Consider the following 20,771-nt stretch of genomic DNA (forward strand, 5'->3'; position numbering starts at 1 on the left):
AAACAGATGTTATAATTCCCTTCAGTCTTAACTGCCTCAACGCCTCAACGCCTCAATGCCTCATTGCCTCATTGCCTCACTGCCTCACTGCCTCACTGCCTCACTGCCTCACTGCCTCACTGCCTCACTGCCTCACTGCCTCACTGCCTCACTGCCTCACTGCCTCACTGCCTCACTGCCTCACTGCCTCACTGCCTCACTGCCTCACCGCGTTAAGGCGTTAAGGCGTTAAGGCGTTATACACCAGCCAAACCGTTGATATTACGGTTGATTTCGCTCAGTCCAATTCTTGTACAAAACGCCTTGAAGCGAGTAGGAGTTGCTGCTAAGTTACTTTAAGGCCATGGTGCCCCATCGCTTTCAAGCAGGAAGGCATCCATGGCAACCATCTCCGTCGCGAGTGACAAAGGAGGCCCGGGGAAAACCACCACGGCCATCCTGATCGCATCCGAACTGGCCCTCGACGGCTACCGTGTCACGGTCCTCGACACCGACGTTAATCAGCAGGCCGCCGCATTCGGCCGGAAGGCCGAGATTGTCGGATTGACGGTGGTCGGCGACGTTCGAGAGGACAACATCCTGGCTGAGTTACGTAAGGCGGAGGCGGCGAGCGAGATCGTCATCGTCGATCTACCGGGCGGATCCTCCACGCTGGCGCTGAAGGCCATGCATCGCAGCCACTTTGTGCTCGTGCCGACGCAGGCGGCGCTGCCGGACGTGAAGGCGGCGATGAAGACCATCGCTCAGATCGACGACGCACAGGAACTGTCGCGCACGCCCATCGCACGCGCCATCATCTGGACCCGCGTCCTGCCAGGGTTCGAGAGCCGCGGCGCCCGGCACGTGCGCCAGTCGGTCGAAGCCGATGAGTCCCTGCCCATCCTGAAAGCGTCAATGATGGAGCGCGCCGCGTTCCGCGAGATCCACATCACGGGCAAGGTGCCCCGTCAGATCGACCCGGCCAGCGCGGCGTCTGCCAATGTCGCCGCCGTCACCGCCGAATTGCTCCAGCGTATCGCCCAGTTGGCCGAGGCCGCATGAACAAGCTTCCTCCGATCACCGACGAGATCCGCCAGGCCGGCAAGAAGCTGGACCTCAACCTGAAGCCGCGCCTGGAACTGGACGACGCCGCCATCGAGGCCAACTCACGCTCGATTGGAGAGCGCTACGGCTCAAACACGCAGATCTCGTCGGCCGACCCCGTGCGTCCGGCCGCTCGCCCTGCCGCCCCGCCACCCCCGGCGACGGCGCGACTCACTAGCGTGCGGTTCGACTGTCCCAACTACCTGGACAAGGAACTGGCGATCCGGGCGGCGGAGGAGGGAGTGACTAAGACGTACCTCATCCTCAAGGCGCTAGGCGAGGCCGGGTATCGGCTTGATCAGACCGACCTAGTCAAGGACCGGCGGCGCGTACGAAGGTAAGGCAACAGCGCCCAAAGGAATCATGTACAAGATGCCTTGTTACTTTTTATCCGTAAGGCAATTTTATTTTTAAGACTGGTGTGGGTGGACGCCTGTCGGCAGCCCGTCGGACCGGGCTGCCGGTGCCCGCATTGTCGTCGCGAAGAAGGACCAGCCGGTTCGACTGCGCAGGCGCGAGGCAATGGCAGGTCACCCGCGGCTCGATGGGGCCGACGTTGAGTTGGACGCCGAACCGCTGCCGAGGCTGCATAGTTCGCAGCACGCTCAGCTGATCCAGACCAGCCACCACGATCATGGCGCCGAAGGCACAGAAGCGGCAGAGCGGACAGATCGAACGGGGGGCCGGGGAGGGGAGGGGGCCGCGCTCTGCGGATCCAATCGGAAGCTATCCGGCGACAAGGCTTCTTCACAAGATTTTGGCGACAGCGCTAGCAGCAGGCGCTACCGCCACCACCGTCACCGGAGACGCCGACCGCTTCTCCAGAAACGAACGTATGGGACCTCAAGCGGCCCTCACCAGGCAGGTAGACGAGGTAGTGCACGAAGCCCGGAAGGCCAAAGAGTATCCCAACATCACCAGCAAGCCCATCATGGTGACCTCCGCAGATGCGCAAGGCGGGTTGAGCCTGACCTGCGTCTGCGCCTCGGCGGCTATGGCTGCCAAGTGTGGCGTTCGATCGACCCGGTCCGCGACAGCACGATAACCAACGATTATAGTTCCTGAGTCTAGCTGCGCTGACAGCTCAGCACAAAAGCTCGCAGGCCTTCCCATCCCAGAATCTCCCAGATCACCGCCGGCAACCCAGGGGTCATGGCAGCACGCCCTTTGTCGAGCTCCGCTGGGACTCCCCCCCGCGGGTCGCACTGATTGGCCTGCAATTCCTGCTTTGCCGGAGCCGCGTTAGCCGGCCCGCAACACGCCAGCGGCACGCAGCAACCGCTCGTATTCCTTGCCCTCTTGCCTGATCGTGGCGTCCACTTCCTCCGGCGTCCGCGCGTCGGGCTCGATCCCAAGATCGGCGAGGCGGCGAAGCACCTCCGGCTCCCTGGAGATGGTCAGCATGTGGCCCGACAGCAGGGAGACGACCTGCGGCGGCGTGCCGGCCGGGGCGAACATGCCGTTCCAGGTGGTGAAGATGGCGCCGGGAAAGGTCTCGGCGATGGTCGGCACGTCCGGAAGCTGTGGAACCCGATGCGCGCCGGTGAGCGCTATCGCCTTCACCGCGCCGGACTGAACAAGCTGCAGCATGTCCGCCGGCGAACCGAAATGCGCATGCACTCGGCCACTCACTAAGTCAGCAACGATTTGCGGTACGCCAGGATAGGGAACGATCGTCAGCTCGATCCCCGCAGCTGTCGCCAGGGTAAATGGCGCCAGGTGGCTGGAGGTGCCGAGGCTGGAGGATGCCGTGTTCAACCGCCCAGGATTGGCCCGTGCCCATGCCACCAGCTCCGGCAGCGTGGAGGGTGGGAACTCCTTGTTGACCACCAGCAGGATGCCGTTGCTGCCGACGATATTGACACCCATGAAGTCGCGCAGGGGATCGTAGGAGACGGATTGCATCTTCGGCGTGGCAGAGAACACGCCCGGTCCGGCAAAGAGCATCGTGTGCCCGTCACGCGCGCGGAGGACCGCCTCCGCGCCCAGCACGGCGTTTCCGCCCGGCCGGTTTTCCACCGGGAAGGGCTGGCTCAGAACGGCCGAGAGGCGGGCGCAGAACAGGCGGCAGAGCGTGTCCGTCGCTCCCCCCGCGCCATAGGGAACGATGACGCGGACCGGTCTCGACGGCCAGCCGCCCGTCTGCGCAAACGCTGGCGATGCCGCAGCCACGGCGGCCGCGAAGCCCAGAGCCCTTCGTGTGATCATTCTCTCGTTCTCCATCGAGCAGCAGACACAGAACCGCCACCGCGGCAGGGCGCCGAGGGCGTCAAACAAGGCCGCACTGCGCGATCGGCCACCCGCATCCCGTGCCGCCGCGTACTGAAGTCGCTCGTCTCCTCCACCCTCGCGCGGCCAGCTCCTGCCCGGGATGCACGGCGTCCGTCTGCCGAAGGCCCTGGCCTCAGCCTGCCTGGATGACGTTCTCGCCGCTCTTACTGAGAGAGGCCGCGCGCGGCCTCTGTGGTAAGCGGCGATATGGATCACCGCTATCGGCCTACGCTGCCGGTCATGTACGACGGCGGCAAGCATGATTTCGTCCAGCAGCCCTTCTTCCAGTGCCAGCGCGCAGCCATCCTGCCGCGCTGTGGCCCCTTTTGCCCGCAAGGTCGGCAGGTCGGTGATTGTCTTCGGCGTCGGCGGCCGGGGCCCGCTCCGCGCGAGAATGCTCTCCACCTCCTCGTCGGGCATGAGCGCCATCATGGCCCGCCCTCCGACGAACTGGCCAATAAAATGCGCCGGCCGACGAGGGTAGCGAAGAAGCTCTTCCATTCGCTCTGGAGCTGGGTGGCATAGATGATCGGCAGGTTGTCTAGGTAGGGGACTCATTCAGATCCACTCTGTGACGGCGGCGATCAGCGCGAGTGAGGCCAGGTAGTTCTGGGCCAGGCGGTCGTAGCGGGTGGCGACGCGCCGCCAGTTCTTGAGGCGGCAGAACAGGCGCTCGATCTGGTTGCGGCGCCGATAGGCCTGGCGGTCGAGTGGGTAGGGCCTGGTGCGGGTCGCGGTGGAAGGGATGACGGCCTTGATGCGGCGCTCCTTGAGCCAGCGCCGCAGGCTTTCGGCGTCATAAGCCTTGTCTGCGATGAGGCACTTCGGTGCGGCCACGGCCCCGAGCAGTGGCAGCGCCATGCTGATGTCGGCGGTGTTGCCCGGCGTCAGCGCGAAAGCGACCGGTCGGCCGCGATCATCGGCCAGACAATGGATTTTCGAGGTGCGGCCGCCGCGCGAGCGGCCAACCGCCTGCGTCCACTCCCCCCTTTTCCACCCGCGGCCGAGCGGTGCGCCTTCACGTGGGAGCTGTCCAAGCTGAGTTCCTGAGGTATCTCGCCGGAGGCGGCCATCTTCGCGAACAGGCGCTGCCACAGACCACGTCCGGACCACCTGTTGAAGCGATTGTAGATGGTGGTCGGCGGACCGTAGGCCGCAGGCACATCGCGCCAGCGGCAGCCGGTCTTGAGCACGTGCAGGATGCCGCTGATCACCCGCCGGTCATCCACGCGGGGCTTGCCTGGCCTGCCGCGCGGCAGGTGTGGCTCAATGGCAGCCCAAGCCTCATCCGACAGCCAGAACAACCGCGCCATCTCAGCCTCCTGAGCCGTTCAAACCCGTTCAGGAGATAAAACACCAGCAGCGCCAATAAGTTGTATGGGTTCCCTACCTAGGCTCAGGACCTATTAATGATCCTCTTGCGCTTTGATCCTGCTGTGATTCCATGGCGGCGGAGGTGCTGCCATGGCTGACCTGTTCTGGCTCACAAAGACACAGATCGAGCGGATCTCGCGCTACTTCCCGCTCTCGCATGGCGTGCCGCGGGTGGACGACCATCGGGTCGTCAGCGGCATCATCCACGTCATCCGCAACGGGCTGCGCTGGCGCGATGCGCCTGCCGAGTACGGCCCACACAAGACCCTCTACAACCGCTTCATCCGCTGGAGCCGCATGGGCGTCTTCAACCGCATCTTCGCGGGGCTGGCCGGACGAAAAGGGCAACCAGACCGGCTGATGATCGACGCCACTCACCTCAAGGCTCACCGCACGGCGGCCAGTCTGCTCAAAAAGGGGCTGTTCCCCGTCGTATCGGACGCTACCTGAGGTGGCCTGAATTCCAAGCTGCACGCCGTCACGGATGGTCAAGGCCGCCCGATCATCATGCTGCTCTCCGAAGGTCAGATGAGCGACCATAAAGGCGCAGCGCTGATGCTCGGCGCCCTACCGCCCGCCCGCATCCTGATCGGCGACAAAGGCTATGACAGCAACCGCTTCCGCCAGGCCCTGACCGCGCGCGGCATTGAGCCCTGCATTCCGTCACGCCGCGGACGCAAGCAGCGCATTCCGCATGACAGGATGCTGTATCGCCAACGGCACCGCATCGAGAACATGTTCGGCAGGCTCAAGGACTGGCGACGCATCGCCATGCGCCATGACCGCTGCGCCCACACCTTCATGTCCGCCATCTGCCTCGCCGCCGCCGTCCTCTTCTGGATCAATGAGTCCTGAACCTAAACCCGGCAAATTCCGACTATGGAGCTCTGATTTAGATATTTTCTGATCGATGACAAACTATGGGGATGAACACCTTGCCCAGGGCATGCGTCCCCGCGCCAGTCCAAGCTCCCGACCCACAGATCGAAGCCGAGCCGGCCGGCGACCCTACCGCCCTGGCCGCCGGCATGCGCCGTGCCCGCCGCGACGCGGCTGGCGCCCGATACACCAGCCGCACCACCACACGCGGCACCGGCATCATCATGCGCGTGGCTAGCATGTGCCGGCCTTCCGGCCGCGCTCATGCGCATATTTATCGTTCAATATCAGAAGAATACCGGCTTCATGCCGCGCATGGAGGAATTGCCGCTGCGGTCGATCCTGTGGGATACACCGCGTCCAGAAGATCGCTGGGAGCTTGTCCCCGCCGATGAGGCGGCGCGTGGACGCACGGCAACCGCACCGGACATCCCCGAGCTGGTGCCGCGCGGTCGACCCACGCATTTCCTGATCCGCAAGATGGAAGTCGGTGACGAGTTCTACGAGCGGCTGTGCGATAGCGAGGACTGGAGGCAGGATCAGCGTCGGATCTGGTCGGCCATCAGCTACCACACCAAGACCCTGCCGGGCCCGAAGTCGAAATTCGTCTGCCGCCGGGAGGCCGCGGCTTCACCGAGGCTTCGCCTGCACCAGGATCAAGTCGCTTGAACGCCCACACGCCCCCAGGGAGGGCCAGGCGCCCCCCTTGCCGCAAGGGACCCAGGAAGCGCGCGGAGCGCCATATGCAGCGCGAGCTGATCCGCTGGTTCGAGCCATCCAAGCACCTACATGTCGTCGCCATGCATGTGCCGGTGGAGAACACCTCCGGCGCCGGCATCGCCGGCCACCGCGCCAGAGCCATGGATGGCGTGCTGGCCAGATATCTATCGAAGTGTTCGGCGGCCTTGCCGGGACAACCTCTATCAGACGGGAAGAGAAGTTCGTTAAATGCCTCCGCCTGTTTGAATCAGACCTGAGGCCTGGCGGGATCCTCAATGAGTCTCGTTCAAAGAGACTTGGTATGAGACGGTGCAAAGGCCCGCTCCCACCGACATCCGATGCGGATGGCAGCAGCAACGAACGAAACCATCGCCCATCTCGTGGCATGCATTGGAGAACAGTATGAGCAAGCGACCTGCGCGCCTCGGACGGCCCAGCAGCTATACGCCGGAACTCGCTGCCAGCATCTGCGCTCGGATGGCAGATGGACAGACACTGACTGCCATCTGCCGTGAGGATGGCATGCCGGACCGTGCCACGGTATTTCGGTGGACGGAAACCTATCCAAATTTTTGCAGCGCATACGCACGCGCGCGCGAGGCACAAGCGCATGCCCTTGCAGAACTTGCGTTGCTCGAGGCGATGAGGGCAGGCGCGGACCTCGATCCAGCCGCCGCCCGCGTGCGCTTTGACGCAGCTCGGTGGTTAGCCGGGAAAGTGGCGCCGCGCTTTTATGGTAACCGGGCCGACCAGACGCAGCAGGTGGCAGCCGAGAACTCTCTTGTCCTCCTGCTTAGCCAAATAGGCCAGCGTAGTGCCATGCCAGTGGCTAACTTTGGCAATCCAGCCATTGAGGTGCCTGAGGAAAAATAGCGGAGGTTGGGCGCCTGTGGCGGCAGAGCGGCGAGCCTGGCTTTAAGCCATCTCCCTGCCCGTCGGTCAGGCTGCCCAAGTCCTCCAGCATCATCCCAAAAGGTAGCAGGAAATTGTCAACGGCTACCTTGCCTACCCGAGCCGCAGGACGGCGGGCGCCATATCGCCATGTTGCAAGGCCACCCAAAGGCAGCTCGGCACAGAGCCGCTGCCAATGGAGTTGCTGGCGCAGCACATCATGCAAGAGCCGACCTACCAGATCGTGCCGGGCCTGCAAGAACTCGCTCATGCGTAACCAGAAAGCGGCTGGCTAGGGCAATGCCGGATGGCGGCTTTACGAAGCCTGGAATGAAGAAATTCTGGGGAGGGACGTGCATACCTGCAATGATGGCTGCGACCCTTGTCCTACCTGTTGGGGCAAGGCGATCGAAGACCGCGAGGTAGAGCACTGATGACTGGCCAGCAATCAACGCCACCACGTCGCATGGTGGTGGAAAAGTGGAATATACCGGAGGACGGGCCATGGCAGCCAGTGATGCCTTCTGGATGGGTGGAAGTGGCCGATGGAGTGTGGCGTTCGCCAGACGGCGAGCTGGTGCAGCCGATCACACTCTCCGAGGTGGGGGAAGGTAGATGAATCCTGAAACTACCAGAACAATACTTATCAGGAGCGAGGATCGCCACGACCCGGGTGGCCGCCGGCGACCCAAGTGGCCAGCGGATAGCAGCATCGACCCACGCTTCTCCGAGTGTGGACTTTATCGCAGTCAGCTTTGGGAAGTGTGGGACGTCCACCGCCCAATCTAGCTTTGGCTCATGATGAATCCATCCGTCGCTTGCACTGATTACAGTGATCCGACCGTGCAGAAGACTGGCCGCATCTCTCGTTTAGGGAATGCTGGCGGGCAGGTCATTGTGAATACAGCGTCGTACCGCAGTACAGACCCCCAGGGCTTGCTGTCCGTCGATGATCTCATTGATCCAGAAAACCAAGCGACCATCGCTCGCGTTGCGAGCGAACCTAGAGTTTCGAAGCGGATTATTAGAGAGCAGGACGAGCCCGCCCCTTTACGCCATATCATTATGCTATGACCGGCCGGCAACTGCGCATTGGACCAATCGGTCGTAAGCAGAGAGCATGGTTTTCAAGGTACCAGGACGCCTTGCAGCGGCCCGGGCCACGTGAACCCTTGCTGTGAGTAGTTGCAAAATGGATCTTCTCATTACCGACACTGTCGTCCTGACTTGCGACGATGAACGGCGTGTCATTGAACATGGAGCCATTGCGGTTCAGGGCAACCGCATCATGGCGGTGGGGAACACGGCTGACCTCGAGCGGGATTACCCTGGGCTGGAGCGCTTCTCCGCGCGTGGCCTGGCTGTACTGCCCGGATTCATCAACGCTCACACCCACACGGCGCTGACGGTGCTGCGTGGCACGGTGGAGGATTGGGACGGCAATGCAGTCTATGGCTACATGTCACCGGTCTCCTACGAGATGTCGGCCGAGGAGCGCGCCATCATGGTGCAGCTCGGTTGCCTGGAGGCGATCCGCAGCGGTTGCGCAACGCTGGTGGATCCCTGGCGGCATCTGACCTCCTATGTGCCAGCGATGGCGGCGACGGGCCTGCGGCTCTGGGTGTCCGAGAACTGCGCGGATATCAACACGCTGAAGATCCGGGCCGGTGACTATTCGGAGGATCGCGCCTTTGGACAGGTCTTCCTGGATCGGACGATCGAGGGGATCGAGGCCTATCACGGCATGAACAATGACCGTGTGCGCTGCCAGATCGCGGCCCATGCGCCGGATAACTGCACGCCCTGGATGCTCGACCAGCTCATGCAGCTGTCTCGTAAACATGGCCTGACCCGCACGGTCCATCTTGCCCAGAGCCTAGATGAGCTTGACGCGGTGAAGGCAGCCTATGGCCTGACTCCGGCCGAGTATCTGGATCGGGAAGGGTTCCTGGGGCCGGATCTGGTGGGTGCGCATTGGAGCTACTGCACGCCCTCGGATGTTGAACTCCTGGCCTCCCGCGGCACGCAGATGGTGCACTGCCCCGCCAATTCTTCCCGTCGTGGTCCGCATGTGGCGCCTGTGGGGCTGATCCGTGATGCCGGTATCAATGTCGCGATCGGCACGGATAATATGACGGAGGATATGTTCCACGCCCTGAAAATCGGTCTGATTCTGCATCGCGGTGGGCGCGGGCTGGAAAAGGAAGGCGGCGTGAATCCGCAGCCGCAGGCGCTGCTGGACGGCATCACCCGCAACGCCGCCCGCTCCGTGGGCGCGGAGGCCGAGATCGGCACGATCGAAGTCGGCAAGAAGGCAGATTTGACTTTCCTGGATCTGAACATGCCTTCCATGCGGCCCATCATCCGGCTGGTGTCCAACATCGTCCATTACGGCCATCCGGGCATCGTGCATTCAGTGATGACTGACGGCACCTTCCTGATGCGGGATCGCAAGGTCTTAGCGCTGGATGAGTCCTCGCTTTTGCAAGAGGCTCAGGCTGTCACGGAGCGCGTGTGGAAGCGCATGATGGCGAAGAACCCCGACATCGCGGCGCCGCCGGGCGGGCTGCAGTGGATCGACGCGTGAGCCGGAGGAAGCCTGCCATGCCCCCTTTCAAAAGAGCCCTGGCCTCTGCCATCCTGACTTGCGGATTGCTGGCTGCTCCGGCCAACGCCGCCGATGTGACCATCGCCGTGGGTGGTGCGTTCACCTCGCTGGACCCGCACTACCACAATCTAATTCCAAACAGCTCGCTCACGCAGCACATCTTTGATCGGCTTGTGAATCCGGATGCCAATTTGCGGCCGGAGCCCGCGCTGGCGCATTCCTGGGTCGCAGTGGAGCCGAATGCCTGGGAGTTCCGTCTCCGTGAGGATGCACGCTTCCACGACGGCACGCCTTTCACGGCGGATGACGTTGCTTTCACCCTCGCTCGTGTGCCGGAGGTCAAGAACGGCCCTGGTGGCTATGCGCTGTACACTCGCCCGGTGCGGGAGGTGGTGGTGGTGAACCCGCACACGGTGCGGCTTGTCACCCACTCCCCCGCGCCGCTGATTCCGGCCTTCATGGCGGCCCTGCCCATGGTGGGGCGGCGCAATGGCGAGGGTGCCTCCACCTCAGATTATAACAGTGGCAAGGCAGCGGTCGGCACCGGCCCATACCGGCTGATCTCCTACACGCCGGGGGACCGCGCGGTCTTCACGCGCAATGACCAGTATTGGGGCGGCAAGCCGCATTGGGAGCGTGTGACCGTCCGCCTGATCGCCAATGATGCCACGCGGCTGGCCGCTCTCAAGGCCGGGGATGTGGATCTGATCGATCAGGTTTCCACCCGTGATTCCGCTGAGCTCAGCAAGGACGCGCGGGCCGGTGTGTTCGTCATGCCCGGCGTCCGCAACATCTATTTGCACCTCGACATGTTCCGGAACGACACGCCCTTCGTGACGGATCTTCAGGGCAACCGCCTGCCGCAGAACCCTCTGCTCGATTTGCGGGTGCGGCGCGCGCTGTCCATGGCAATCAACCGGCAAGGTATCGTCGCCCAGGTGATGGACGGCCAGGCTTCGCCCTCCGGCCAGTTCCTGCCGAATGGCACGATGGGCAGCGACCCGTCATTGGCCCCGGATGCCTATGACCCGGTGGGCGCGCGGCGCCTGCTCGCCGAGGCAGGCTACCCCCAGGGTTTTGCCGTCACCTTGCACGGGCCGAATGATCGCTATGTGAACGATGCCAGGGTCCTCCAGGCTGTTGCTCAGATGTGGACGCGGATCGGTGTTCGGACCCAGGTCGAGGCGCAGCCTTCCAACGTCTATTTCACCCGCTCGGCACGCGACGAGTTCAGCATAGGTTTGCTGGGGTGGGGGACGGGCACGGGTGAGGCGGACAGCCCGCTGACCTCCCTTGTCGCGACACGTGATCCATCTCGGGGACGCGGTGCCTCCAACCGCTCTGGCTATAGCAGCCCCCAGCTCGATGGGCTGCTCGATCAGGCCTTGGCGACGCTGGACCCAGCGGCACGCGAGGAGACGTACCGGCAGGCGACGCGGGTGGCGATCAACGATCTCGCCATCGTGCCGCTGCACCACCAGATCAACATCTGGGCGGCGCGGCGAGGCCTGACCTATGATGCCCGCAATGACGAGCGGACCATGGCGATGTCGCTGCGGCCCGCGCAGTAACCGGGGACGGCTTCATGGCGACGCTCATCCACGACACCACCATCATCACCGGCAACGCGGCGGGGATGATCCACTACGACGCCGCAGTGATGGTGGAGGCGAGGAGGATTGTCGCCATAGGACCCACGGAGGCGCTGCGGACCCGCTTCCCGCAAGCGGCGCTGGTGGAGATGGAGCCGCTTCTGCCATCGCGGCCCAAGCACCCGCTGGGCTGCCATAACCCGCGGGGGCCGGACCGGACTGCGATGGACGCCATCTTCTTCGTGCTGCGCACGGGGTGTCAGTGGAATGCGCTTCGGGAGACTAAGCTCCGCTCGTCTTCCTCGGTTCACCGGCGCTTCCGTCGCTTTCAATTCCTGCCTCGCCGCGCGGCGGGGGCTGAGCCCACGAATCGGCCGGTTGCGGGACTGCGGCTGCAACATCTCCATCGGCACCGACAACATGGCCGAGGACATGGTGGACGCGATGCGCATCGCCATGTTCATGGAACGTGTCCGCACCATGGATGGCCGCCAACCTGCGCCGGAAGAAAGAGGTGCTGGGTTGGGCCACGCAGGGCGGCTACCGTGCCCTGGAGGTTCCAGATGGCGGCACGCTGGAGGCCGGTAAGCGCGCGGACCTCATCATGATCCGTACCGACCGGCCGCATCTCGTGCCTCTCATGCGCGTTGCTTCCAGTTTTGTGCATCAGGACCAGGGCGCGGACGTGCAATCCGTGATGTTCGATGGCGAGTGGATCATGCGGAACAGCCTGGTGCTGGCCATGGATGAAGCGACTATCGTCGCGGAAGCGGATTGCATTGCACGCCGCGCCTGGGCACGCCTTTTCACGGAGCGGCCGGATCTGCCTGTCCTGCCGGCTTCGCGCTGCGCCTATAAGGCGAGGGCAGGCGAGGGAGACAGGATCGGTTTGAGGGCCTGCTCCAGCAGGCTCAGCAAAAGTTTCCGCGCTCCGCTCGAAGGGGTCTGGGGATTCCATAGTGCATAGACCGCGAAATCGAAGGCGGGTTCGATAGGGCGGATTACGATGTCTGGGTTGCCATACATCGTCAAGGTGGTGAGTCCTCCACCGATGGCGAGGTAGCCGAAATTCCGCACGGCTTCGTAGCAGAGCAGAGGAGAGCCCAGCGTAACCCGGACATCGGGGCGGATTCCGGCGTGGGTGAACTGCTCCATGACCAGCCCGCCGATCGGGTCGTGCCCCGATCCGAGGATGCAAGGGTAGCGGGCATAATCCTCGAGATGCACGACCTCACGCGAGGCCAGTTCGTGTGAAGCTGGCATGATCGCGACGAAGCGTGACCGACCAAAGACTTTGGAATCGACGTTGGTGGGCGGCGCAAAGCCGGTTGCTAGGCCCAGATCCGCCGCGCGGCAGGACAAGGCGTAGAGTTGCTCCGCTTGCCCTTTGGTATCCAAGCCAAGTTCTAAACTGGGATAACGTTGGTGGAGGGTGGCCATGACACGTGGCATAATTATCGGGGCCAGAGTGTGGACACAGACAACAGCCATGCGTTCGCCGCCGCCATGGGCCAGTCGCTTGGCCACCGAACTGGTTTGTTGGACACGAAGGAAAATCTGATCGACGTCCTGGATCAGGATTTTTGCTTCGGCTGTCGGCTGGATCCGGCCATCCAGCCGATCGAAGAGTGCGTACCCAAGTTGATCTTCAAGGTGACGCAGCATTCGGCTCGCCGAAGGTTGGGACATCCCGACCCGGCTCGCGCCTCCAGTAACGCTGTTTGACCAGTAAATCTCTTTGAAGAGAGCAAGTGCACGAAGGTTCATAAAAATTCCATCATATATTATAATAATATCTTATGATTTCATACAATCATTCGTAGCATGGACTGCCTACTACTACTTGGACGCTATGTGAGAGCCCGCTTCATAACGGCTAATACCAAGTCCCTTTGATCAGAACCTATAGAGCGCTGGGGCAGCTCCTCACCGCTGCTGGAGGCAGCTACAGCTATGGGTTCTAATCACAGAAACTTGGTATTATACCAAGTCCCTGTGAACGAGAATCATTAGGCGGCGTGGACAAAGGTGCTTCACATCCTGAACCTGAGGTGATTCAAGGCTGCCTCCTGAAGGGAGGCAGCCAGTGCTGCGAGGTTTGCTGGCGGACGAGGAATGGGCCTTCTTCGAGCCCTTCGTGGTCGAGACCGGCCCTTTCCGCGGCCGCCCACCTGGCAGTCACCGCCGGGTGCTGGATGCCATCTTCTGGGTGGCGCGCACGGGCATTCCCTGGCGCGACCTGCCGCCTGAACTAGGCAGCGTGGACAAAGCTGATCCATAAGCGGATGGCGGCGAGTTGGACAAAGCCGAGGGCGACAGCACGGTTAGAACTGCGTTGACGGTGGGTGGCGGTTGAGCCTCGGCGGCTATGCCGCGATAGCGGATGCCGTAGCAGGGCTGCTGCGCTTCCACTGCCACGGCAGCAGCATGTCCAGTTCGGTAGCCTTGGTCTGCCCGGAGACGATGCGTTCCAGCACATCGATGAGCCAGGCCATCGGGTCGACACCGTTCATCTTGGCCGTCTGAATGAGCGTCATCGCAATCGCCCAGTGGCGGGCACCCCCATCGCTTCCGGCGAACAGCGCATTTTTGCGCCCGAGGGCGACGGGGCGAATGGCGCGCTCGACCACGTTTGTGTCCATCTCAATCTGGCCATCGTCGAGGAACGCCGTCAGGCCCGGCCAGTGCCGCAAGGCGTAGCGGATGGCCTTGGCGAGGTCGGAGGCGGCGGAGACGCGCTCCTGCTGTGCCTGCAGCCAAGCCTGCAGGGCCTCGACGATCGGCCGACTTCTCTCCTGCCGCGCTCGGTGTCGGTGTTCGGCGGAATGGCCACGGATCTGGCTTTCGACCGCATAGAGTGCCTGGATCTGGGCCAGCACCTCGGCTGCGAGCGGTGACTGGGTGGAGGCGTGGAATTCGTAGAAGGACCGCCGCATGTGCGCCCAGCAGAACGCCAGGCGGACCGAACCATCGGCGCGGTCGCCCGCCAGCCGTTTGAACCGGGCATAGCCATCGACCTGGAGCATGCCCTTGAACGCCGCCAGATGCCCGGCGGGGCGGGCGCCCTTGCGGTCCTCGGTATAGACATAGGCTGCCATCGGAGCGCCTGGGCCGCACCATGGCCGGTCATCGACCGCGTAGCACCAGAGCCACCCGGTCTTGGTCCGGCCACGGCCCGGGTCGAGCACCGGCAGCGTCGTGTCGTCGGCGAACAGCTTGGCCGTGGACAACTGACCAGCCCCCATCGACTGGTCCGGGCAAGATTTTAGTGGATCATGGGCAGTGGCGGGGTCGATGAACCGCTGGAACCGGGATGGGACATGGGCCCGGCTTCTCCTGGCATGATCACCTCCGGGGCGGGTGGTCTGTAGCCGAGCGAGGAATGAGGGCGAGCGGTGTTGTAGTGCACCCGCCACTGCTCGATCAGCACCCTGGCTTCGGCCAGCGAGTTGAACACCTCGCCGTTGAGCAGCTCATCGCGCAGCTTGCCGTTGAAACTCTCCACGTAGCCGTTCTCCCAGGGGCTGCCGGGATCGATGAAGGCGGTCTTCGCGCCCACGCCGTGTATCCAGCTCTGCACGGCCTTGGCCACGAGCTCAGGGCCGTTGTCCGACCGAACATGCGCGGGCGTGCCGCGGGCGATGAACAGGTCCGTCAGCACGTCGATGACGTCGAAGGAGTTCAGCTTGCGCGCCACCCGGATCGCCAGGCATTCGCGGGTAAACTCGTCCACCACGTTCAGCATACGGAGCTTGCGCCCGTCGCGCGTCCGGTCCTCCACGAAGTCGTAGGCCCAGACATGCTGCGGACGCTCGGGGCGCAGCCGAATGCAGGAGCCGTCGTTCAGCCAGAGCCGTCCGCGTTTGGGCTGCCGGCCCGGCACCCTCAGTCCCTCACGGCGCCAGATGCGCTCCACCCGCTTGTGGTTGCAGCACCAGCCCTCCACCCGCAGCAGCGCCGTGATCCGCCGGTAGCCGTAGCGGCCGTACTGCCGGGCCAGGCCAGTGATCGCCGCCGTCAGCGCCGCCTCGTCGTCCGGCAGACCTGGCGCCTGCCGCTGCGTCGAGCGATGCTGGCCCAGCACGCGGCAGGCGAAGCGCTCCGAGACGCCCAACGCCGCCCTGACATGCCCCACCGCCGCCCGACGACGCGCGGCGCTCAGAAGTTTCCCGAGGCGGCTTCCTTCAGCACCAGCTTCTCCAGCGTCAGATCCGCCACGGCCTTGCGCAGGCGGCCGTTCTCCTGCTCCAGCTGCTTCAGGCGCTTCACCTGGTCCAGCTTCAGGCCCCCATACTCCGACCGCCAGCGGTAGTACGTCGCCTCCGTGACCCCGATCACCCGGGCACCCTCGGCCACCGTCTTGCCCTGCGCCACCAGAACCTCGACCTGGCGCAGCTTGGCCACGATCTCTTCCGGCTTGTGCTGCTTCTTCGCCATCTCCGGCCCCTCTCCGCGTCCACCAATCTCAGAGCCCGTTTGAGAATGCTGCGGGTGAGGTGTTCAGGCGTCCTCGCGTGCCCAGATGGGCTGGATGTGGACCAAGGAACATCGCGCACGGCAGGCTGGCTTTGAGCGGCGCCGCTACCCGACCGATCTGACGGATCAGGAATGGCGGGTTATTCGGCCTCTGCTGCCGCCCAGCAGCACCCGCGGCAGGCGGCCAGGCGTTGACCTGCGCGAGGTGCTGAACGCGATCCGCTACCTGGCACGGGCCGGGTGTGGCTGGCGCATGCTGCCGGTCCATTTCGGACCATGGCAGACGATCTATTGGTGGTTCCGGCGGCTCGCACGACGGTTCCTGTTCGCCACTCTGCACAACATCGCGCTGATGCTGGATCGTGAGCGGGTGGGGCGCGAGGCCAGCCCTTCCGCCGGGGTTCTGGACAGCCAGACGGTCAAGTCGCCCCAAGCACTGGGCGGCGGCGGCTTTGATGCCGCCAAGCGCCTCAAGGGCCGCAAGCGCCACATTGCGGTCGACACTGATGGCCGCCTGCTGATGGTCAACCTAACGACGGCCGACGTGCAGGATGCTTCCGGGGCGGAGCAGATCGTCAAGGCGATCCGCAAGCGCTGGCCCTGGTTGAAGCACCTCTTTGCCGACGGCGCCTATGACCGCGGCAAGCTGATGAGCGCTGCCGCCTTCCATGACTTCGTCATCGAGGTGGTGCGCAAGCTGACGGACCAGCAAGGCTTCCAGGTGCTGCCACGCCGCTGGGTGGTGGAGAGAACCTTTGGCTGGATGACCCGCTGGCGCCGCCTGGTCCGCGACTATGAACGCCGCTGCGACGTCTCCGAAGCCATGATCCACGTCAGCATGGGCGCGCTCCTCGTCCGGCGCATCGCTCACCCATGACCATTCTCAAACGGGCTCTTAGAGGGCGCACGACAGCCGGTCCTCCAGGCGGCTACGCGCCACCTCATAGACGTGAGCGGCCAGCCTTCCAGCCGGACCTCGACATAGGGGCCGGCCATACAGGCCGTGGCGCCTGCATGGAGGCGCGCTTCGACCTGCCGCACCAATGGTTCCCAAGGCTTCGACGGAGGCCTAAGTTCGGTCTCGAAGCAAAGGTGATTCATGATTTCGCTGTCGGCAGCCTGCGCAACCAAGCCGCCACAACCCGCAGATCCGTCTGCTGATCGCGTTGCGCCTGGGTGCGGCCCCGGAGTCCGATGTAGTCGGCCTCTACTGTCTTTCAGCACCCAATCGGGACCCCACCCTGAATAACTCATAACCTGTTGGATCTGCTTGCAGATTATGTTGTGTGCCGGGGTCCCCGTCGGCGCCGATTGGGACCCCGCCCTCTGAGCGAAATCAGCAGAAACCTCAAAGGTATAGGAGCAGTTTTCACGGGGTCATGGTTGGACGCCTATTCACAGCCCGAGACCAGCCTGCCGCCGCTCGCGGCATTCCGGTTGGGCCGATCTCTACTTTCCAAAGGCAAGCCTATTCTGGGCTTTCTCACCGCGGCGGAGGGCAGTGGGCCATCCACGGTCGAGATCACGCGTGGCTTGGCGGCAATCCTAGGGTCTTACACGGAACTGCGGGGAACTGACGCATCCCGCGAGATGCTCCGGTTGTTCCTCGGCCCTCCTCGGCCCTTGTGCCGGTGCTAGAGCCGGAAGGACCGTGCCGGAACGGCCAGCGGTTGGTCGCGGGAGGTCGCGGAGGCCATCGAGATGACAGGGCACGAGAAGGCCATGACGAAACTGTGAACCGGCGAACTGGTTACCCGTAAGCGCACATATTGGCCTTTTTGCCCCAGTTGTCTGGGATCTCGATAACGGCCATGTGTTGTGAATGAAAAACCGGCCCGCCTGCGGCGGCCCGGTGCTGCCCTGGCAGCTTTGTCAGCGAGGTCGAGGGCCTGCCCCAGCGTGCGCAGGAGGTTCTTGGCTTGGTGTACCAGGGCCTCATGACCCGCCATCGCGAAAGGCTAGGGGTCGCCCGAAATAAAGTCCGCAACCACTTGGCAAGCCTCTACAAGCGCACGAACGCTCGCAGCCGCTTCGCCCTGATCGACTGGGCGCGCGAGCACGCGTCTTCAGCAAGGAAAGATGAGCGGAGAGGTCACGCGGCACTGACTAGTGTGATGGGAACAGAGGCCGGTGCAGATCAACCACCTCAAGCTGTGAACCTGTGACGCCTTTGCTGAACTTTTCCTGCCGAGGGCCGTTGAGGCGCCAGTGACCCCGCTACCCTGTCCGCAGGCCAGCGGCATGATGCCTCTCCATCAGGACGCCGAACATGACAACGATCACATTGCTGGCGCCGCCAAGGAAGCCATGGGCAAGATCACCGGTGACACCAAGACGCGGGTTGAAGTTGCGGCCGAGAAGACGGCGGGCAAGGTTCAAAGCAACGCCGGTGATGTGAAAGACACTCTGCGCGGCACCACGAAAAAATAGCGGCTCTTACCTGTGGTTCGTCCCAACGCATTAAATAAAGAGGGGATACTCGACAATGCAAACCAGCGTTTCAGGATCCGGCTACGAAGGGTCCGCCACGGCCGTGTTACCGGAAGGCGCGCCTTCTCTCCGCTCCCGCGTATCATGGGGCGCCGTGTTTGCGGGCGCCGTTGTGGCGCTGACCATTGGACTGATGCTGAACGCCCTAGGTGCGGGCATCGGGGCCACGACGGTCGACGCCGCAGCCCGTGACACCCCATCCGCCTCGTCCTTCGGCATCGGCGCCGCCATCTGGATGCTGGTATCCAACCTGATTGGTCTTGCAGTCGGCGGCTACACCGCCGCACGTCTGTCTGGCACTTCCGACAACACCGACGGCACGCTGCACGGCTTGGCCGTGTGGGGCACTACCTTCCTGATCTCGGCGGTGCTGCTGGGCAACTTGGTATCCGGCATTGCCACCACCGCCACCACCGGCGCCTCCAACCTGTTAGGTGGCGTTGCCCAGGGTGCCGGGTCTTTTGCCTCCGCCGCGGGGCAGCAGGTCGCGAACCGCACCAGCACCAGCACCTTGCAGTCGGCAAGCCAGGGCGTGGTTGACCGTATGCAGGGCGCGCTGAGCGGCTCGGGTGGTGATCCGGCGTCAATGACATCCGACCAGCGCAAGGCCGAGATCGGCACCCTAGCGACCCGCCGCGTGACCGATGGCCCGCTGTCGCAGCAGGACCGTGACCGCCTGAACCAGCTGGTCGCCGCTGAGTACGGGATCAGCCCGCAGGACGCCCAACAGCGCGTGCAGCAGGCTGAGCAGCAGGCGACCCAGGCGGCACAGCGAGCCGAGGAGACGGCACGCCGCGCAGCAGACGGCGCCGCGCGGGGTGCGTCAATCGCGGGCTTCTCGATCTTCGGCATCATGCTGCTCGGCGCCATCGCCTCGGTAATTGGTGCGCGCCGCGGCACCCGCGACCTGCTCGCGTTCCGAAACACGCGTGTCGCGTGACCCCGACAGTGGAGGACGAGGTGGTGACGCCGCCTCTCCCTCCGGCGCCCGACAGGGAGCGGAGCCGGTCGAGTAGGTAATCCCCTCGCCGGGGAAGTTCTCCGAGTCGGCAAGCGGACGGTGGAATCCGGCCGTGTGCACGTGTCGGTGAGCACGGAGATGGCAGAGGAGGTCGTCCGCGGGGCCTTGCGAATACGCCGCGCAGAAGTCGAGCGCGTCGCGCTTGGCCACGAGGTGAGCGAAGCGCCGCAAACCCACGAGGAGGGCGACTGCACTGCTACTCGGGAAAGCCACTGGTCATCGGGGCTGAAGCTCCGCATTCTTTCTTTTCCAAGAAAGAAACGAACAAGTCCGAAAGGAAAGTTTGCATGATCACACGCCGCACCGCCTTCACAGCTCTCGCTGGCGCCACTGTTCTGCTTCCGGCTGACATTCGAGCGCAGGATAATTATCCTGCGCGCAGCGTGACCATTCTGGTTGGCTTTGCTCCGGGCGGTGGTACGGACATCATCGCGCGACTGCTTGCGCCGTCGCTGCAGGCCGAATTCGGCCAAGCCGTTGCAGTAGAGAACCGCGCGGGCGCCAGCGGAACCTTAGCCGCTGCGGCGGTCGCCCGCTCTCGACCCGATGGCTATACGTTGCTGATGGGAACTGTGTCGACGCAAGCCGTCGTGGCGCCTCTCATGCGGAATCCGCCATACGATCAGGATAGCGATTTCACGCCGATCGCCCTTGCTGGCACGGTGCCGCTGGTGGCCGTTGTACCCGCCAACGCGCCCTACCAGGATCTGAAAGGTCTAATCGAATTTGCCCGCCAGAATCCAGGCAAATTGAACTATGCGTCTTCAGGCATTGCGACGCAACAACACCTGGCAGCGGAGATGCTGTGCCAGGCCGCTGGCGTCCAGATGACGCATGTGCCCTATCGTGGCACCGGCCCTGTCCTGAACGACCTGATGGCCGGGACGCTGGATCTGGCCATCGACACCTTGCCGACGCATCTGCCTCATCTGCGCAGCGGCGGCACGCGCGCGTTGGCCGTCACTACGGCTCAGCGGGTGCATACTCTGCCGGACGTTCCGACCGTGGCAGAAAGCGGCTTTCCTGGATATGAGATTACTGTCTGGTACATGCTCCTTGGTCCAGCCGGTCTGCAGCCGCAGGTGACGCAGCGTTGCGTCCAGGCCATCAACAAGGCGCTTCAGGACACTACTAACAGGACCCGGTTGGAAGAAGCCGGCTTTATGCCCGGCGGCGGAAGTGCTGCGGATGCGGCCGATCTCGTGCGGCGGGAGGCGGCCCGCTATGGCGCTCTGGTGCAACGCGCCGGCATTCGTGTTGACTGATTAGTCTTTTGTGGCAGGAGCACGGCGTGCCTTAGCGCAGCGGCGCGGCCCGAAACAGCATGCATTGAGACGCAGGCTGAGATTATTTGCATCTGGAGAAA

At 63.7% G+C, this 20,771-nt stretch carries 18 protein-coding genes and 4 pseudogenes; 17 read left to right on the forward strand and 5 right to left on the reverse strand.

Translation table 11 applies throughout. The features are described 5' to 3' along the window. The first annotated feature begins 378 nt into the window (after positions 1-378). Positions 379-1,041: a ParA family protein gene (locus tag IAI58_RS16900; protein ID WP_208776092.1), complete on the forward strand. Its 663-nt coding sequence runs from the start codon at positions 379-381 to the stop codon at positions 1,039-1,041. Continuing rightward, positions 1,038-1,424, forward strand: a complete 387-nt coding sequence (locus IAI58_RS16905; RefSeq protein ID WP_207451502.1) for a hypothetical protein — start codon at positions 1,038-1,040, stop codon at positions 1,422-1,424. Before IAI58_RS16900 ends, IAI58_RS16905 begins: the two co-directional genes overlap by 4 nt. Positions 1,425-2,325: 901 nt before the next feature. Here IAI58_RS16905 and IAI58_RS16910 read toward each other — a convergent pair. Both IAI58_RS16910 and IAI58_RS16915 read right to left on the reverse strand, forming a co-directional pair. Further along, complete coding sequence (locus tag IAI58_RS16910; protein ID WP_336512706.1) at positions 2,326-3,912, reverse strand: tripartite tricarboxylate transporter substrate-binding protein; 1,587 nt, start codon at positions 3,910-3,912, stop codon at positions 2,326-2,328. Beyond that, a protein-coding gene (locus IAI58_RS16915) for an IS5 family transposase (protein ID WP_208776015.1) occupies positions 3,913-4,667 on the reverse strand; the annotation gives its coding sequence in 2 pieces (ribosomal slippage) (positions 3,913-4,334 and positions 4,334-4,667; 756 coding nt in all). Between the two features lie 151 nt (positions 4,668-4,818). Between IAI58_RS16915 and IAI58_RS16920 the strand changes: the two are divergent. The 10 genes and pseudogenes from IAI58_RS16920 (at position 4,819) to IAI58_RS23510 (ending at position 12,385) form a co-directional block, all read left to right on the forward strand. Continuing rightward, positions 4,819-5,583, forward strand: a pseudogene (locus tag IAI58_RS16920) (IS5 family transposase). A 288-nt stretch (positions 5,584-5,871) separates the two neighbouring features. Next, complete coding sequence (locus IAI58_RS16925) at positions 5,872-6,276, forward strand: hypothetical protein (RefSeq protein ID WP_207451342.1); 405 nt, start codon at positions 5,872-5,874, stop codon at positions 6,274-6,276. A 74-nt stretch (positions 6,277-6,350) separates the two neighbouring features. Beyond that, on the forward strand, positions 6,351-6,584 hold the full coding sequence (locus IAI58_RS16930) for a hypothetical protein (RefSeq protein ID WP_207451340.1): 234 nt from the start codon (positions 6,351-6,353) through the stop codon (positions 6,582-6,584). A gap of 145 nt (positions 6,585-6,729) precedes the next feature. Beyond that, positions 6,730-7,200 carry a terminase small subunit-like protein gene (locus IAI58_RS16935; protein ID WP_207451338.1) on the forward strand — a complete coding sequence of 157 codons (471 nt, stop codon included), beginning with the start codon at positions 6,730-6,732 and terminating at the stop codon, positions 7,198-7,200. Between the two features lie 819 nt (positions 7,201-8,019). After that, complete coding sequence (locus IAI58_RS23500; protein ID WP_419555859.1) at positions 8,020-8,292, forward strand: DUF1643 domain-containing protein; 273 nt, start codon at positions 8,020-8,022, stop codon at positions 8,290-8,292. A gap of 118 nt (positions 8,293-8,410) precedes the next feature. Continuing rightward, positions 8,411-9,805, forward strand: coding sequence for an amidohydrolase family protein (locus IAI58_RS16945; protein WP_207451334.1), 1,395 nt, complete (start codon positions 8,411-8,413; stop codon positions 9,803-9,805). Between the two features lie 17 nt (positions 9,806-9,822). Then, complete coding sequence (locus IAI58_RS16950) at positions 9,823-11,397, forward strand: ABC transporter substrate-binding protein (RefSeq protein ID WP_208776095.1); 1,575 nt, start codon at positions 9,823-9,825, stop codon at positions 11,395-11,397. Between the two features lie 89 nt (positions 11,398-11,486). After that, positions 11,487-11,546 (forward strand): annotated as a pseudogene (locus IAI58_RS23505) (imidazolonepropionase-like domain-containing protein); the annotation flags it as partial. 21 nt (positions 11,547-11,567) lie between these two features. Then, positions 11,568-11,747 (forward strand): annotated as a pseudogene (locus IAI58_RS16955) (transposase); the annotation flags it as partial. A 155-nt stretch (positions 11,748-11,902) separates the two neighbouring features. Next, positions 11,903-12,385: an amidohydrolase family protein gene (locus IAI58_RS23510; protein WP_408906222.1), complete on the forward strand. Its 483-nt coding sequence runs from the start codon at positions 11,903-11,905 to the stop codon at positions 12,383-12,385. Here IAI58_RS23510 and IAI58_RS16965 read toward each other — a convergent pair. After that, positions 12,271-13,185, reverse strand: a complete 915-nt coding sequence (locus tag IAI58_RS16965) for a LysR family transcriptional regulator (RefSeq protein WP_207451316.1) — start codon at positions 13,183-13,185, stop codon at positions 12,271-12,273. The two genes, IAI58_RS23510 and IAI58_RS16965, sit on opposite strands and share 115 nt — an antisense overlap. 319 nt (positions 13,186-13,504) lie before the next feature. Here IAI58_RS16965 and IAI58_RS16970 point away from each other — a divergent pair. After that, positions 13,505-13,675 (forward strand): annotated as a pseudogene (locus IAI58_RS16970) (transposase); the annotation flags it as partial. 109 nt (positions 13,676-13,784) lie between these two features. Here IAI58_RS16970 and tnpC read toward each other — a convergent pair. Both tnpC and IAI58_RS16980 read right to left on the reverse strand, forming a co-directional pair. Continuing rightward, positions 13,785-14,648: an IS66 family transposase gene (gene tnpC, locus IAI58_RS16975; protein ID WP_208776096.1), complete on the reverse strand. Its 864-nt coding sequence runs from the start codon at positions 14,646-14,648 to the stop codon at positions 13,785-13,787. Positions 14,649-14,683: 35 nt separating this feature from the next. After that, positions 14,684-15,855 (reverse strand): IS3 family transposase gene (locus IAI58_RS16980; protein WP_208776098.1). Its coding sequence is split into 2 segments (ribosomal slippage): positions 14,684-15,591 and positions 15,591-15,855, totalling 1,173 coding nucleotides; the frame shifts between segments, so codons are not numbered across the junction. A gap of 94 nt (positions 15,856-15,949) precedes the next feature. On the opposite strand from IAI58_RS16980, the gene IAI58_RS16985 reads away from it, so the two are divergent. The 4 genes from IAI58_RS16985 (at position 15,950) to IAI58_RS17010 (ending at position 20,670) form a co-directional block, all read left to right on the forward strand. Next, on the forward strand, positions 15,950-16,771 hold the full coding sequence (locus tag IAI58_RS16985) for an IS5 family transposase (protein ID WP_208776004.1): 822 nt from the start codon (positions 15,950-15,952) through the stop codon (positions 16,769-16,771). A 1,364-nt stretch (positions 16,772-18,135) separates the two neighbouring features. Beyond that, positions 18,136-18,324 (forward strand): CsbD family protein, encoded by a 189-nt coding sequence (locus IAI58_RS16995; protein WP_237182708.1) that lies wholly within the window; start codon positions 18,136-18,138, stop codon positions 18,322-18,324. Positions 18,325-18,379: 55 nt separating this feature from the next. Beyond that, a complete protein-coding gene (locus IAI58_RS17000; protein WP_237182709.1) occupies positions 18,380-19,324 on the forward strand; it encodes a hypothetical protein in 945 nt (314 codons plus the stop codon). Positions 19,325-19,692: 368 nt separating this feature from the next. After that, positions 19,693-20,670: a Bug family tripartite tricarboxylate transporter substrate binding protein gene (locus tag IAI58_RS17010; protein ID WP_207451248.1), complete on the forward strand. Its 978-nt coding sequence runs from the start codon at positions 19,693-19,695 to the stop codon at positions 20,668-20,670. Positions 20,671-20,771: the final 101 nt, after the last annotated feature.

Source organism: Roseomonas marmotae, assembly GCF_017654485.1.
In the GTDB taxonomy this organism is placed as follows: domain Bacteria; phylum Pseudomonadota; class Alphaproteobacteria; order Acetobacterales; family Acetobacteraceae; genus Pseudoroseomonas; species Pseudoroseomonas marmotae.

What these genes read in the sequence shown, in the direction of transcription:
- IAI58_RS23510 (WP_408906222.1), top strand. Translation starts at nt 11,903, where the DNA reads ATGGCCGCCAACCTGCGCCGGAAGAAAGAGGTGCTGGGTTGGGCCACG.
- IAI58_RS17010 (WP_207451248.1), top strand. Translation starts at nt 19,693, where the DNA reads ATGATCACACGCCGCACCGCCTTCACAGCTCTCGCTGGCGCCACTGTT.
- IAI58_RS16910 (WP_336512706.1), bottom strand. Translation starts at nt 3,912, where the DNA reads ATGAGTCCCCTACCTAGACAACCTGCCGATCATCTATGCCACCCAGCT.
- IAI58_RS16935 (WP_207451338.1), top strand. Translation starts at nt 6,730, where the DNA reads ATGAGCAAGCGACCTGCGCGCCTCGGACGGCCCAGCAGCTATACGCCG.
- IAI58_RS16995 (WP_237182708.1), top strand. Translation starts at nt 18,136, where the DNA reads ATGATGCCTCTCCATCAGGACGCCGAACATGACAACGATCACATTGCT.
- IAI58_RS16900 (WP_208776092.1), top strand. Translation starts at nt 379, where the DNA reads ATGGCAACCATCTCCGTCGCGAGTGACAAAGGAGGCCCGGGGAAAACC.
- IAI58_RS16950 (WP_208776095.1), top strand. Translation starts at nt 9,823, where the DNA reads ATGCCCCCTTTCAAAAGAGCCCTGGCCTCTGCCATCCTGACTTGCGGA.
- IAI58_RS23500 (WP_419555859.1), top strand. Translation starts at nt 8,020, where the DNA reads ATGAATCCATCCGTCGCTTGCACTGATTACAGTGATCCGACCGTGCAG.
- IAI58_RS16965 (WP_207451316.1), bottom strand. Translation starts at nt 13,185, where the DNA reads ATGAACCTTCGTGCACTTGCTCTCTTCAAAGAGATTTACTGGTCAAAC.
- IAI58_RS16985 (WP_208776004.1), top strand. Translation starts at nt 15,950, where the DNA reads ATGTGGACCAAGGAACATCGCGCACGGCAGGCTGGCTTTGAGCGGCGC.
- IAI58_RS16925 (WP_207451342.1), top strand. Translation starts at nt 5,872, where the DNA reads ATGCGCATATTTATCGTTCAATATCAGAAGAATACCGGCTTCATGCCG.
- IAI58_RS17000 (WP_237182709.1), top strand. Translation starts at nt 18,380, where the DNA reads ATGCAAACCAGCGTTTCAGGATCCGGCTACGAAGGGTCCGCCACGGCC.
- IAI58_RS16930 (WP_207451340.1), top strand. Translation starts at nt 6,351, where the DNA reads ATGCAGCGCGAGCTGATCCGCTGGTTCGAGCCATCCAAGCACCTACAT.
- IAI58_RS16945 (WP_207451334.1), top strand. Translation starts at nt 8,411, where the DNA reads ATGGATCTTCTCATTACCGACACTGTCGTCCTGACTTGCGACGATGAA.
- IAI58_RS16905 (WP_207451502.1), top strand. Translation starts at nt 1,038, where the DNA reads ATGAACAAGCTTCCTCCGATCACCGACGAGATCCGCCAGGCCGGCAAG.